We start from the raw sequence: 12,851 nt of genomic DNA on the forward strand, positions 1-12,851 counted from the left end.
AGTGGTCGGCGTGACCGGAGTGAGCCGTCGGTGACGGGAACGCCGCTCGCCGTGTACGCGCTGGCGCTGTTGCCCGCGCTCCTCTGGGGCTTTGGCCCCATCTTCGACAAGCGCGGGATGGACGCCGGCGGGACGGCGATCCAGGCCGCCATCGTCGTCGTGGTCGTCGACACCGTCCTGTACTGGCTGGCGCTGCTGGTGACGTCCTGGCCCGACCCGCTCTCTGGGCTGACGCTCGATCTCGTCGCGGTCTTCGCCGTCGCAGGCCTGTTCGGGACCGCGATGGGGCGGATCCTCGTGTTCGCGGGCGTCGCGCGGGTCGGCGCGAGCATCAACAGCGCCGGGATCAGCACGCGCCCGCTCTTTGCGACCCTGCTCGCGCTGGGCTTCCTCGGTGAACCCCTCGGCCCGCTCACTGGGGTCGGGATCGTCGTCCTCGTCGGTGGGCTGGTCGTCCTGACCTACTCGAAGGGCGGCGACGTATCCGGCTGGCGGCCCCGGGACGTGCTGTTCCCGGTGAGCGCGGCGGCGGTGTTCGGGGCGGGGAACGTCCTGCGGCGCTACGGCTTCGGGGACACTGCCGCGACCCCCCTGCAGGCCGTCACGATCAACGAGACCGCGGCACTCGTGGCGCTCGCGGCCTACGCTCTCGCCACGACCGGCACCGATGCCCTCGACACGCCCCGCGAGTCCTACGCGTACTTCACGGGCAGCGGCCTCGTCACGGCGGTCGCCCTGCTCTCTTTCTTCACGGCGCTCTCGATGGAGGCGGGCCGGGTCGCTATCGTCGACTCGCTGGCCGCGACGGCACCCCTGTTCACCACCGTCTTCGCCGCCGTGCTCCTGCGGGACGTGGAGCGCGTGACCCGTGGCGTGGTCGTCGGCGCGCTGCTGGTCGTCGTCGGAGCCGTGCTCGTGACGGTGTGAGACACCCGGATCGACGGCGCGAGCGGTTCGGTCGCCGACATCGCGCCGACCGTTATGTGGTCGCCCCGGCTCTCCGTCGGTAGGATGGGATCGGACTCGTCGGGGAACGACGGTCGGGAGGCGCTCGCACGGTTCGAGCGGACTCTGCCCGAGTCCCACGCCGTGCTGTGGACGGTCGTCATCGTCGCGGCGGCCTTCGACGTGGTGACGACGCTGGTCGGCCTCGCGGCCGGGTTCGAGGAGGGGAACCAGATCGCCCGCGCGTTTCTGGCGACCTACGGCGAGGTCGGGATCGGCCTGCTGAAGTTCGTCGCCCTGGTCGTCCTCGTGATCACCTGGCACGCCCTCCCGGATCGGCCGGCAGAGCTGGTCCTGACCGGCTTCGCCACGCTCTCGGTGCTCACCGTCGCGCTCAACGCGCTCACGCTGCTCTCACTCTGATCGAACTGCGAGAAAGCGTAGCCGTCGGTAGTCGGCCGTCCACGTCTCGCCGTCGAACAGGTCGGGTCGGAGTCGGTCTTCGACCGCCGCGACGACGGCCTCGCGCTCGTCGTCGGACACCTCCGCGAAGAGGCTGTCCCCGAACATCGAGAGCCAGTCGGCGAGTCCCTCGGCACCGCCGTCCAGTTCGGTCGGGCGGTCGAACAGCCGCACGTGGCGGACCTCGAAGCCGTGGGTTTCCAGCCGCGGGGCGTACTCGCCGACGCTCGGGAAGTACCACGGGTGGGTCGCGTCGTGGCCGCGCTCGTCGAGTTCTGCGAGGGTCGCGGTGACGATCCGGTGGACGTTGCCCGTCCCGCCCATCTCTGCGACGAACCGGCCGCCCGGGTCGAGCGCGTCGGCCACGCCCGCGAGCACCCGGTTCTGGTCCATCTCGGAGATCCAGTGGAGCGCGGCGTTCGAGAAGACGGCGTCGAACGGCTCACGGGCGTGAAACGACCGGGCGTCGGCGCGCTGAAAAGACAGATCGGGGTAGTTCTCGCGGGCCTCCCGGACCATCTCCGCCGATCGGTCGATGCCGACGACCTCGCCGGACGGGCCGACGGCCTCCGCGATTTCGGCGGTCAGGTGGCCCGTCCCGCAGCCGAGATCGAGGACGCGCTCCCCCGGTTTCGGGTCGAGCAGGTCGACTACGCTCTCGCCGTACGCGGCGACGTAGCCGTGGTCGTCGTCGTAGTCGTCCGGGTTCCAGCGGTTCCGGGCACCGTCGTCCTCGGCCATGCGCCGTGGTTCACAGCGCGACAGGAAAAACCGACCGGCCGTCTACGTCCCGTGCTGCCACGAGCCCATGTACTCCGCCTGGGCCTCGCTCAGGTCGTCGAAGGCCACACCTTCGGCGTCGAGCTTGATCTCGGCGACCTCCCGATCCAGATCGTCGGGCACGTCGTGGACACCTGCCTCGTACTCGTCGCCGGACTCGACGAGTTCGCGCACACAGACCGCCTGCACGCCGAAGCTCTGGTCCATGACCTCGACGGGGTGGCCGAGCGCCACGGGTGTCGCGAGGTTCACCAGCCGACCCTCCGCCAGCACGTTCAGTTCGCGCCCGTCGGGCATGACGTAGGCCTCGATGCCCTCGCGGGGTTCGGTGACCTCCTCGGCCATCTCCTCCAGCGCGACGAGGTCGATCTCCACGTCGAAGTGGCCGGCGTTGGCGAGCAACACGCCGTCCTGCATGTTCTCGAAGTCCTCGCGGGTGATCACGTCGCGGTTGCCCGTCGTCGTGACGAACACGTCGCCTTCCTTCGCGGCCTCGGCCATGGGCATGACCTCGTAACCCTCCATGTGGGCTTCCAGCGCGCGGCGGGCGTCGACCTCGGTGACGATCACGCGGGCGTTCTGGCCGGCGGCCTTCTTGGCGACGCCGCGGCCGCAGTCGCCGTAGCCGCCGACGACGACGGTCTTGCCGGCGTAGGAGAGGTTCGTCGTCATGGCGATGCTGGCCAGCGCGGACTCGCCGGTGCCGTGGACGTTGTCGAACAGCCGCTTCATGGGCGTGTCGTTGACGGCGAACACCGGATATTCGAGCGCGCCGTCGTCGTCCATCGCGCGCAGGCGGTGGACGCCGGTGGTGGTCTCCTCACAGCCGCCGACGATGGTGTCGATGAGGTGGGGATGGTCCTCGTGGATGGCGGCGATGAGATCCATCCCGTCGTCGACGGTGATGGTCGGCTCGTGGGCGATGACGGCCTCCATGGCGGCGTAGTAGGCGTCGTCGTCGACGCCGCGCTCGGCGTAGGAGGTGACGTTCTCGTGGGAATCCAGCGCCGCGGACACGTCGTCGTGAGTGCTGAGCGGGTTACAGCCGGTGATGGCGACTTCGGCACCGCCCTCGGCGAGCAGTTCGGCCAGCACGGCCGTCTTGGCCTCGACGTGCATCGCCATCCCGATGACCTCGCCCGCGAAGGGCTGGCTGTCCTCGAAGTCCTCGCGGAGGGAGGCGAGGATCGGCATGTGTTCGCGCGCCCAGTCCATCTTCCGGCGGCCTTCCGCGCGTGCGGTCTCGAGGTCGTCGAGCCGCTCGCTGATCGGTGCAGTCATTGTCCGAGAGTCGGACAGCACCCTCAAAACGCTGCCGAAGCGGGGCGCTGTCCGAACAGCGGTCGACGAAAAATAGGCTACTCCGTGGGCTTACCGGCCGCCGGCGTGTGCGGGCGGACCGCCACCGCCGCCGTTGCCGCCGGCGTTACCGTTGCCACCGCCGCTCGCGGACGGACCGCCGTCGTTCCCGTCATTGCTCTGGGTGTCGACTTCTGTCTCGTTCTCGTCGTTACGGTCGGGACCGCGGTCCGCAGGCGGGCCGCGCTGGTCCGCGCTGGGGCCACGGTCTTCGGGCGGGCCGCGTTCGGTCTCGTTGTCGTCACCGCCGGGGCCTGCGTGTGCGGGCGGGCCGGCGTGGTCGGGGGCGTTCCCGGGGTTGTTCTGGGTCACGAACGCCGCGATCAACAGCCCGAGGGGCCTGTCGCTGGTGTTCGTGCTGTTCGTGGTGTTCGTGCTGTTCCTCTCGGTCTGCGTCTCCTCGACGAACGCGGAGACGAGCTGGCCGAACACGGACTCTGTCTCGTTACCGTCCGTCTCGTTGGTCTCGCTCTCGTTACCGTCGAGCTCCGTTTCGTTGCCGTCCGTCTCGTTCAGGTCGGTCTCGTTGCCATCCAACTCGTCCTCCGTCGAGTCGTTAGCCGCCACGGCGGGTGCGCCGGCGACCACGGCCGGCCCCAGCGCCGCCCCGACGAGCAGTACTACGGACACGAGTGCGAACAGTTTGCTTCTCGATTGCATCTCACCTGTATCCTGGATAGAGTACTGCATAAACCCGGACTGCCGTTCAGGTAATTCACTGCGATCCAATACGCCCTCAGAAATCGTTAGAACGTTCAAAAACGAATCTCGGAGTTTAATTCTCTCACCGAACTACGATTCCGCGCGGTCGATCAGGGCCGTCGCTCGCTCGCGGGCGTCAGCGAGCACCGCGCGCTCGTCCAGCGTCTGCACGTCGCGGTCCCGCATGAGGACCTGCCCGTCACAGACCGTGTGGCGCACGTCCGACCCGCTGGCGGCGTAGGCGAGGTGACTCACGAGGTCGTGGGCCGGCGTCAGGTGGGGCCGCTCGAGGTCCAGCACGGCGAGGTCGGCGTTCGCGCCCGCTTCGATCCGGCCCGAGGCCATCCCCAGCGCTTCGGCCCCGCCCTGCGTGGCCATCTCGACGACCGCGTCGGCGGCGACCGCGCTCGCGTCGTCGGCCGCGAGTTTCCCCAGCATGGCGGCGTCGCGCATCTCGTCGAACAGGGAGAGGTCGTTGTTCGAGGCCGCGCCGTCGGTCCCGAGACCGACGGTCACGCCCAGATCCCGCATCGCCTGAACCGGAGCCATCCCGCTCGCGAGTTTCATGTTCGAGGCCGGGCAGTGGATCACGGCGGTGCCGCGGTCGGCCAGCAACTCGTGTTCGGTCCGGTCGGTGTGGACGCCGTGGGCCAGGAACGACGAGTCGGCGAGCATCCCTGCGTCGTCGGCGTATTCGATGGGGCGTTCGCCCCGCTCGTCGACGATGGGATCGACCTCGCCCGCGGTCTCGTTGGCGTGGAAGTGGATCGGGATCCCGGCCTCGCGGGCCTCGGGCACGTACTCCCGGAGGTAGTCCTCGCCGACGGTGGTGAGGCTGTGGGGCATGAACGCCGTCGAGACCCGGCCGTCGGCCGCGCCCTCGTACCCCTCGGCGAAGTCGAGGCCGTCCGCCATCTCCTGACGAGCGGCCTCGTCGTCCTTCTGGACGGTGATCGAGCCGTAGCCTAGCTTTGCTCGCAGCCCCGACTCCTCGACGGCGGCGACGACCTCGGGCATGAAGAAGTACATGTCGGCGAAGGCGGTGGTGCCCGAGCGGATCATCTCCAGAATACCGAGTCGGGCCCCCGCACGAACGTCCTCGGCGGTGAGTTCGGCCTCGACCGGCCAGATGTCTTCCTGGAGCCACGCGTCGAGCGGTTTGTCGTCGGCGTAGCCCCGCAACAGCGTCATCGCGACGTGGCAGTGGGCGTTGACCAGTCCCGGAATCACGAGGCCGCCGTCGGCGTCGAGCGTGTCGTCGGCGCTGTCGGTCCGCTCGCCCTCGGGCTCGACCGCCAGAATCTCGCCGGCGTCGCTGTCGACGAGCACGTCCGCCCGCTCGACCGTGTGGTCGGGGCGGAGGACCTGCCCGTTCCGAATTCGAAGTGTCGTCATGTCCGGGCGTCCGCGGCCGGACGGCATAAAGACGGGGTCTCGGGCCGGTCAATCGCCGCGCCCGTCCGCCGCCAGCGTCGCCCGATCCGTGTCGGCGTCGACCGCGAAGTAGTCGGCCACGTCGCGCAACTCGTCGGTCCGGTCGGCGACGCCCTCCACCGTGTCGGTCGCGTCGGAAAGCGTCTCCTGCTGGCGGTCGACGGCCTCCGCTGCGGCTTCCCCCTCCTCGCGGGTCCGGTGGCTGATGTCGGCGACCTCCTCGACGGTCGCGACGATCTCCTGCGTGCGGGCGGCCTGCTCGTCGGTGGTCGCGTCGATCTCCTGGACGCCCTGATTGGCCTCGGCGACCAGCTCCGCCACCCGCTCGAGGGACTCCAGTTCCTCGGCGATTGTCGCCATGCCGTCCTCCACCCGCTCGCTGGTCTCGTGCATGCCGTCGACGGCCGATTCCGTCCGCCGCTGGATCCGGTCGACGCGGTCGGCGATTCTGGTGGTGGCCGCCTGGGTCTCCTCGGCGAGTTCCTTGACCTCGTCGGCGACGACGGCGAAGCCCGAGCCAGCCTCGCCCGCCCGCGCGGCCTCGATGGAGGCGTTCAGCGCCAGCACGGAGGTCTGCTCGGCGATGTCCTCGATGATGCCGACCACCTCGTCGATCTCGTCCATCTCGTCGTCGAGCTGTTCGACTTCGCCCACGGTCTCCGTGGTCTGTGTGCTGATGCGGTCCATCTCGCCGACGGCCGCCTCGGCTGCCTCGCGGGCCCCGTCACCCGCCTCGGCGGCGCGATCGGACACCTCGGCCACCTCGTCGGCGGTGGCGGCGATCTCCTCGACCGTGGCCGAGAGCTGGTTCATCTCGTCGGTCGCCGACTGGAGCATCCGGTCCTGTTCGCTCGCGCCGTCGGCGATGTCGGTGATGTGTCCCCTGACCTCCGACCCGGCCTCCCGGGCCGCGGCGGTTCCCGCGGTGGCCTCGTCGCTCGCGGCCGCCACGTCGTCGGTGAACGCCCGGAGATCGAGGATCGTCGCCTCGATCTCGTCCATCATCTCGTTGAACTCCGCGGCGATCCGGGCCAGCGCCTCACTCTCGCCGTCGGCGTCGAGCCGCCGGGTCAGGTCGCCGTCGGCACAGGCCGCCATGGTCTCGCCGAACTCGCTCGCCGTCCGTTCGAGGTGGTCGTTCAGCTCCTCGGTCGCCGCGCTCAGCTCTTGGGCTTTCTCCCGCTCGCGCCGGGCGGCTTCCTCGGCCTGCTCGGCCGCCTCGATGCGCTCTTGGAGCTTGTCACGCATCGTCGCCAGCGCGTCGAACACCTCCCCCACCTCGTCCTCTCGGCGGGTCGTCACACGGGTGTCGAACTCCCCCTGACCGATGGCCTTGGCCTTGCGCTCGACGCGTTGCATCTGGCCGATGAAGTCCGCGCCGACGTAGTAGCTCGTCCCCGAAGACAACCCGATCAAGATCGCCCACTGCAACAGCATGGGTACCCACGGCGCGTCGAACAGCACGACCAGCGCCGCCGTCAACACCACCGAGAGCACGGCCACCGTCCCGAGCGCGAACGCGAACTTCCCCCACAGACGCCCCCGAACCGAATCGGGAAGCGAGAGAAAGAGCCTGTCCAGTGCGTTTGCCATACGTTCTCGTGCCCAATCTCGATATAAGTCTGTTTCTCCAACAGTATCGCGGCTGATAACGATCTGTGGGCCCCGAGCGGTCGAGTCGGCGTGCGAAAAGCAATTGCCCGCGGGTCCGGAAGTGTCGGTATGCGCATCGCCGTGCCCAACAAGGGGCGTCTGCACGATCCGTCGGTCGATCTGCTCGAACGGGCCGGCCTCCACGTCGTCGACGGGGCCGACCGGAAACTCTACGCCGACACCGTCGACCCCGAGGTCACCATCCTCTACGCCCGGGCCGCCGATATCCCCGAGTACGTCAGCGACGGCGCTGCCGACGTGGGAATCACAGGTCTGGATCAGGTCAGAGAGTCCGAGACGGACGAGCTGGTCGACCTGCTCGATCTGGAGTTCGGGGCCTGTCGCCTCGTGCTTGCGGCTCCCGAAGAGGGATCCGTCGAGTCGGTGACCGATCTGGAGGGTGGTACCGTCGCCACGGAGTTCCCCAACGTCACCCGCGCCTACCTCGACGAGCAGGGGGTCGACGCCGACATCGCGGAGGTGTCGGGCGCGACCGAACTCACCCCTCACGTCGACATCGCCGACGCCATCGTCGACATCACGAGTACGGGCACGACCCTCCGGATGAACCGGCTGGAAGTGATCGACGACGTGCTGGAGAGTTCGGTCCGGCTGTTCGCCCGCGAAGACGTGGTCGACGATCCGAAAGTCGAGCAGGTGCGGACGGCGCTGTCCTCGGTCAAGACCGCCGAGGACAAGCGTTATCTGATGATGAACGTTCCCGAGGAGAACCTCGACGCGGTGAAGGACGTGATTCCCGGGATGGGGGGCCCGACGGTGATGGACATCGCGGGCGAGGAGCTGGTCGCGGTCCACGCGGTCGTCGACGAGCAGTCCGTGTTCGAGACGATCACCGACCTCAAGGCCGAGGGGGCCACGGACGTGCTGGTGACCGAGATCGAGCGGCTGGTGGAGTAGTTAGAGCAGGCCGAAGATGTTGTTCAGGGCCACGCCGAGGATGGCGGCGAACCCGAAGTGAAGCAGGGTGAGCGGGATCGCAGAGGACCACTTGAGTCGGTAGACGTAGCTGATGGCGATGGCGTCGGCGGCCAGAATCGCGAGGATGGAGACGCCGGCCGCGAGACTCGGTGAGAGCGGGCCGAACCCCCGGAGTCCCCACTGCTGGAGCAACAGAGAGGCGAGTGCGGGTGCGGGAGCGACGTAGGCGGCGCGCTGGCTCTGCACGTCGCCGATGAAGAAGGTCGCCGCCAGGTGGAGCGTGACGGCGTAGAAGGCGGCGACGAGCAGGAAGGTGACGACGATCGCCAGCGGCCCACCACCCGTCGCGTCGACCTGTAGCGGAAGCATACCCGCACTAGATGTGGCGTGGGTATGTAGCCTGTGCTATCCGTCTAGCAGGCCGAGTTCCTCGAGCCGGGAGACGATCCGGTCGACGGCTTCCTCGGCGTCCTCGGGCTGTTTCCCGCCCGTGATGACGAGCTTGCCCGACCCGAACAGCAGGGCGACCACGTCGGGGTCGTCCAGCCGGTAGACGAGGCCGGGGAACTGCTCGGGCTCGTACTCGATGTTCTCCAGACCGAGGCCGATGGCGATGGCGTTGAGGTTGAGGTTCCGGCCGAGATCGGCGGAGGTGACGATGTTCTGGACCACGATTTCGGGATCGTCGTCGACCTGGATGTTCAGATCGCGAAGCTTGTCGAAGACGATCCGCAGGCTCTCGTGGACGTCGTCCGTACTCTTCGCACCCGTACAGACGATCTTGCCCGACCGGAAGATGAGCGCCGCCGACTTGGGCTCCTGGGTCCGGTAGACGAGGCCGGGGAACTGCTCGGGGTCGTAATCCGCGCCCTCGAGGTCCATCGCGACGCTCTGGAGGTCCAGCTCCTGCCCGATGCCCGTCGAGGCGACGACGTTCTCGATATTGATTGTTTCCTTGGGGTCAACCATGTCTCGACTTAAAACACGTATTTAAGGTTTATAAAGCTTGGTACCTGTGACTGATAGGTCTCTCGGATTACCAGTGTCCGCGGGCGCGTCGCGGTGGGCGGGTCACCCGGTGTGAGCGCGCCCGACCGGAAGGTGTATAGGCCACAGGACGCCATCTGCGGGCGTGTACCTGCTGGAACTGGCCGGCGAGGACGACGCCTTCGCCGCCCGTGAGGCGGCCGCCGTCGCGACGGACGTGACCCGGCTGGCCCCGGGCCTGGCGACCGCCCGCGGCGTCGACCGGCGCGTCCGCGGACTCGCTTACACCCATCGCGCCAGCGATTTCGTCGGCCGGACCGATCCCACCGTCGAGAGCGCCCGTGCGTTGCTGGAGGCGGCCTCGATCGAGCGTTCCGGGACGGTCGCGGTCCGTGCCCGCGACGTGCGCGGACTGTCCGATATCGACACCCAGGAGGCAGAGCGGGAACTCGGCGGGGTCCTCGTGGATCGTGGTTTCGAAGTCGACCTCGACGACCCGGATCACGAACTCCGGGCGGTGTTCACCGAGGACGTGTGCGCCCTCGGCTGGCTCGCCCACGAGAGCGTCCGGGACTTCGGCGACCGCCGGCCGACCGACCGTCCGTTCTTCCAGCCCGGGAGCATGGATCCCCTGTTGGCCCGTGCCCTGGCGAACGTGGCCGGCGCTGGCCCGGACGCGACGATCCTCGATCCGATGTGTGGCACCGGTGGAGGGCTGATCGAGGCCGGACTGGTGGGGGCCGACGTGCTCGGCGTCGACGCCCAGTCGAAGATGGTCCGCGGCGCGGCCGAGAACCTCGACCACTTCCTCGCTCCCGACCGGTCGCTCCCCGGACTCCCGGACCCGGGTGACTGGCACACGCTCCGGGGGGACGCGACGGCGCTCCCGCTCCCCGAGGACGCGGTCGACGGCGTCGTCTTCGACGCACCCTACGGCCGTCAGTCCAAGATCGCGAACCAGCCGCTGGCCGACCTCGTGGTGGGTGCGCTCGACGAGGCCCGCCGGGTCGCGCCCCGCGCCGTCGTCGTCGCCGACAGATCGTGGGCCGACGCCGCCCGTGACGCCGGCTGGAACATTACTGAGCGGTTCGAGCGCCGCGTTCACCGCTCGCTGACCCGGCACGTTCTCGTCCTCGAACGCGGCGACTCCTGAACTGCACACCGGCTATCCCAGAACGCTGCCACCGAACAGTCACGAGTCCCCGCTATCAGGCTTCCCCGGCGAGTTTCGACAGCATGTGGGAGACGTGGAGTCGCTCGTTGGTCCCTTCTTTCAGGTCCAGATCGATCTCGCCGGCCAGTCGGTGGAGCCGCGCCAGCCGGTCGGCCTCGTACCGGGAGCGTGCGACCCGGAGCAGGTCATCCACGACTTCCTCGCCGCTGTAGCCCTCCTCGACGAGCAGGTCGTCGAGCGTCTTCCGGGCGTCGGTGAACTCGCCGGCCTCGGCGTCGTCGAGCATCTCCTCGATCCGGTCGTCGGTGCCGACCTCGCCCAGCGCCTGATAGGCGGTCTCCATTGTGATCTCGCCTTCGGTCTCGGCGGTGGTCTGGGCACCGAGCAGGGCCTTCCGGAGGTCGCCGTCGGCGTAGCCGGCGACGTACTCCAGGCCGTCGTCGTCGTAGTCGGCGTCCTCCGCTTCGACGACCGACCGGAGGACCGAGACGGTCTCGTCGTGGGTCGGCGCGCGCACCGGGACGGGGAAACACCGCGAGCGGATCGGCGGGATCAGCGCCGAGGGCTGGCGGGTCGCGATGACGAACTGGGTGGTCTCGTAGTACTTCTCCATCACGCGGCGCAGGGCCTGCTGGAAGTCCTCACGGATCGACTCGGCGTTGTCCAGCAGGATCGTCTTGTACTCGCCCGAGACCGGTTCGTAGCTGGCCGACTCCTTGAGGACGTGGTTGATGAGGTCGGCCTTCGAGGATTCGCGGCGGCGCTTCGAGGTGATGAACGAGGAGAATCGGGGGTCCTCGCTCAACTCCTTTTTCGTCATCCCGAAGAAGTCGTCGACGTTGATGACGACGAAGTCGTTGTCGGGGTCGGCGTGTGTCTCGCGGGCCAGCGCCCGCACGGCGGCGGTCTTGCCGCTCCCTTTCGGGCCGTGGACGACGAGGTTGAGGGGTTCGTCCACCGCCCGCCACAGCGACTCGCGGACCCCGGACTGTGGGAGATCGTCGATCTCCGGCGCGTGTCCCTCGGTCCACAGGGGGGCGTCCATTGACGGCGGCTACGGGAACCGACGGTAAGAATCGGTCGGTCGCGGACCGACCGCGACCGCCCGTCGTGATCGAACCGACCGCTCAGGACTCGCCGCCGTTCTCTCCGTCTCCTCCGTCGCCGTTCTCACCGTCTCCACCGTCGTCCCCGTCACCGCCATCTTCCGCATCACCGCCGTCGTCATCGTTCCCGTCGTCTTCCGCGTCTCCGCCATCTTCCTCGTCCGCATCGTCTTCTTCGTCGCCGTTCGCTTCGTCGGCCCCGTTCTCGTCGTCTCCGTCCGCGCCGTTTTCGTCATCGTTGGCCTCCTGGCCGTCCTCGTCAGCACCGTCCTGGTCCTCGCCGTCGTCGTCCTGTCCGTCATCCGGCGTTCCGATGTCGATATCGGGCGTCTCGTCGTCTTCCTCGGGCGTGTCGGGTTCAGGCGTGCCTGGTTCCGGCGTGTCCGTTTCGGGCGTATCTGGCTCAAGAGTCTCCGGCGTATCGGTGCCGTCCTCGATCGGTAGTGTCGTCGTCTCGTTGTTAGGGACCGTCGTGGTGTTGTTGTCCGTTGTCGTCGTGTTGTTGTCAGTCGTGGTAGTCGTAGTGGTCGTGGTAGTGTCCGTCGTCGGGGTGCCGTCGTCGTCGTCCTCGTCGTCGTCCTCGTCGTCATCGTCGTCGGGTGGCTGGATGACGATGTCCAGCACGTCCCTGTCGTCCCCGTCGTCACCATCGTCACCGTCCCCATCGGCTTCGTCGTCAGAATCGTCGACGGTGACGAGTGCGCCGTCCATGATCGGCCACCCGGCGTCGGTGGTGTAGGGCGGGTCGTCCTCGCCGTCGCTGGTCACGAAGTCGAACGTCTCGTTGTCGTTCGAGTCCTCGTGGGCCATCGCGATCAACAGCGAGTCCGCTTCCAGTTCGTCGTCGTCGAACTCCGCACCTGCGACGTCGTACAGGTCCACCGTCACGTTCTCGTGCGTGCCGGGTTCGAGGTACTCGGAGGCGCCGATCGTGCTCCCGACGGCCTCCCCGTCGAGCAGGCTCCCGTCGTGGATCACCACGTAGCCACCGTCGGGGAGGCGCACCTGGTCGACCGTGACTGTGCTGCCATCGGTCTCCTGGTTGTCGAAGGTGACGGACGCGTCGTCCGGCGTATCCTGCTGTGCGAGCTGTGTGTTCTGGGCCGTCGGGCCGCCGGTGCCGGCGTTGACCGCCATCGCGCCGGCCACGCCGAGACCCAGCACGACGACGACCGCGACGGCTGTCGCCACTGTGCGCTCCGTTGGCTGTCTCATGTTCGACGGCCCGGTCAACGGAGACGTGATTAAATCGCGCCAACCGTTGCAGGTGGGTCGACGACCGCCAGCAACTGGAACCCGGTCTTACTCGC

Annotated in this window: 13 protein-coding genes; 4 read left to right on the forward strand and 9 right to left on the reverse strand. The window is 68.3% G+C overall.

The genetic code is table 11. The features are described 5' to 3' along the window. Positions 1 to 30 precede the first annotated feature (30 nt). A complete protein-coding gene (locus tag BV210_RS09845; protein ID WP_077206500.1) occupies positions 31 to 927 on the forward strand; it encodes an EamA family transporter in 897 nt (298 codons plus the stop codon). An 84-nt stretch (positions 928 to 1,011) separates the two neighbouring features. Beyond that, entirely contained in the window at positions 1,012 to 1,368 is a 357-nt protein-coding gene (locus BV210_RS09850; RefSeq protein WP_077206501.1) for a DUF5658 family protein, read from the forward strand. On the opposite strand, the gene BV210_RS09855 is transcribed toward BV210_RS09850, so the two are convergent. From BV210_RS09855 to BV210_RS09875, 5 genes are all read right to left on the reverse strand, one after another. Beyond that, positions 1,360 to 2,148: a methyltransferase domain-containing protein gene (locus BV210_RS09855; protein WP_077206502.1), complete on the reverse strand. Its 789-nt coding sequence runs from the start codon at positions 2,146 to 2,148 to the stop codon at positions 1,360 to 1,362. The two genes, BV210_RS09850 and BV210_RS09855, sit on opposite strands and share 9 nt — an antisense overlap. Before the next feature lie 42 nt (positions 2,149 to 2,190). Beyond that, positions 2,191 to 3,468, reverse strand: a complete 1,278-nt coding sequence (locus BV210_RS09860) for an adenosylhomocysteinase (RefSeq protein ID WP_077206503.1) — start codon at positions 3,466 to 3,468, stop codon at positions 2,191 to 2,193. A 90-nt stretch (positions 3,469 to 3,558) separates the two neighbouring features. Beyond that, positions 3,559 to 4,206 (reverse strand): hypothetical protein, encoded by a 648-nt coding sequence (locus BV210_RS09865; RefSeq protein WP_077206504.1) that lies wholly within the window; start codon positions 4,204 to 4,206, stop codon positions 3,559 to 3,561. Positions 4,207 to 4,338: 132 nt separating this feature from the next. Continuing rightward, positions 4,339 to 5,643 carry an amidohydrolase gene (locus BV210_RS09870; protein WP_077206505.1) on the reverse strand — a complete coding sequence of 435 codons (1,305 nt, stop codon included), beginning with the start codon at positions 5,641 to 5,643 and terminating at the stop codon, positions 4,339 to 4,341. 48 nt (positions 5,644 to 5,691) lie between these two features. Next, positions 5,692 to 7,275 carry a methyl-accepting chemotaxis protein gene (locus tag BV210_RS09875; RefSeq protein WP_077206506.1) on the reverse strand — a complete coding sequence of 528 codons (1,584 nt, stop codon included), beginning with the start codon at positions 7,273 to 7,275 and terminating at the stop codon, positions 5,692 to 5,694. Positions 7,276 to 7,404: 129 nt separating this feature from the next. Here BV210_RS09875 and hisG point away from each other — a divergent pair, with 129 nt between their 5' ends. Then, positions 7,405 to 8,253 (forward strand): ATP phosphoribosyltransferase, encoded by an 849-nt coding sequence (gene hisG / locus BV210_RS09880; RefSeq protein WP_077206507.1) that lies wholly within the window; start codon positions 7,405 to 7,407, stop codon positions 8,251 to 8,253. Here hisG and BV210_RS09885 read toward each other — a convergent pair whose 3' ends face one another. Continuing rightward, positions 8,254 to 8,643 carry a hypothetical protein gene (locus BV210_RS09885; protein WP_077206508.1) on the reverse strand — a complete coding sequence of 130 codons (390 nt, stop codon included), beginning with the start codon at positions 8,641 to 8,643 and terminating at the stop codon, positions 8,254 to 8,256. 36 nt (positions 8,644 to 8,679) lie between these two features. Beyond that, the gene (locus tag BV210_RS09890; RefSeq protein ID WP_077206509.1) at positions 8,680 to 9,243 is read right to left on the reverse strand and encodes a TATA-box-binding protein; all 564 of its coding nucleotides are present in this window, start codon (positions 9,241 to 9,243) and stop codon (positions 8,680 to 8,682) included. A gap of 163 nt (positions 9,244 to 9,406) precedes the next feature. On the opposite strand from BV210_RS09890, the gene BV210_RS09895 reads away from it, so the two are divergent. Beyond that, positions 9,407 to 10,414, forward strand: coding sequence for a THUMP domain-containing protein (locus BV210_RS09895; RefSeq protein ID WP_077206510.1), 1,008 nt, complete (start codon positions 9,407 to 9,409; stop codon positions 10,412 to 10,414). A 55-nt stretch (positions 10,415 to 10,469) separates the two neighbouring features. Here BV210_RS09895 and BV210_RS09900 read toward each other — a convergent pair whose 3' ends face one another. Both BV210_RS09900 and BV210_RS20460 read right to left on the reverse strand, forming a co-directional pair. Then, positions 10,470 to 11,480: an AAA family ATPase gene (locus BV210_RS09900; RefSeq protein WP_077206511.1), complete on the reverse strand. Its 1,011-nt coding sequence runs from the start codon at positions 11,478 to 11,480 to the stop codon at positions 10,470 to 10,472. A gap of 82 nt (positions 11,481 to 11,562) precedes the next feature. Next, positions 11,563 to 12,756 carry a hypothetical protein gene (locus BV210_RS20460; protein WP_216640618.1) on the reverse strand — a complete coding sequence of 398 codons (1,194 nt, stop codon included), beginning with the start codon at positions 12,754 to 12,756 and terminating at the stop codon, positions 11,563 to 11,565. Positions 12,757 to 12,851 lie beyond the last annotated feature (95 nt).

The sequence above is a fragment of the Halorientalis sp. IM1011 genome (genome assembly GCF_001989615.1).
Taxonomy (GTDB): Archaea; Halobacteriota; Halobacteria; order Halobacteriales; family Haloarculaceae; genus Halorientalis.

Excerpts from the sequence above, each read along its gene's own strand:
- BV210_RS09850 (WP_077206501.1), top strand. The coding sequence starts at position 1,012 with ATGGGATCGGACTCGTCGGGGAACGACGGTCGGGAGGCGCTCGCACGG.
- BV210_RS09855 (WP_077206502.1), bottom strand. The coding sequence starts at position 2,148 with ATGGCCGAGGACGACGGTGCCCGGAACCGCTGGAACCCGGACGACTAC.
- BV210_RS09860 (WP_077206503.1), bottom strand. The coding sequence starts at position 3,468 with ATGACTGCACCGATCAGCGAGCGGCTCGACGACCTCGAGACCGCACGC.
- BV210_RS09865 (WP_077206504.1), bottom strand. The coding sequence starts at position 4,206 with ATGCAATCGAGAAGCAAACTGTTCGCACTCGTGTCCGTAGTACTGCTC.
- BV210_RS09870 (WP_077206505.1), bottom strand. The coding sequence starts at position 5,643 with ATGACGACACTTCGAATTCGGAACGGGCAGGTCCTCCGCCCCGACCAC.
- BV210_RS09875 (WP_077206506.1), bottom strand. The coding sequence starts at position 7,275 with ATGGCAAACGCACTGGACAGGCTCTTTCTCTCGCTTCCCGATTCGGTT.
- hisG (WP_077206507.1), top strand. The coding sequence starts at position 7,405 with ATGCGCATCGCCGTGCCCAACAAGGGGCGTCTGCACGATCCGTCGGTC.
- BV210_RS09885 (WP_077206508.1), bottom strand. The coding sequence starts at position 8,643 with ATGCTTCCGCTACAGGTCGACGCGACGGGTGGTGGGCCGCTGGCGATC.
- BV210_RS09890 (WP_077206509.1), bottom strand. The coding sequence starts at position 9,243 with ATGGTTGACCCCAAGGAAACAATCAATATCGAGAACGTCGTCGCCTCG.
- BV210_RS09900 (WP_077206511.1), bottom strand. The coding sequence starts at position 11,480 with ATGGACGCCCCCCTGTGGACCGAGGGACACGCGCCGGAGATCGACGAT.
- BV210_RS20460 (WP_216640618.1), bottom strand. The coding sequence starts at position 12,756 with ATGAGACAGCCAACGGAGCGCACAGTGGCGACAGCCGTCGCGGTCGTC.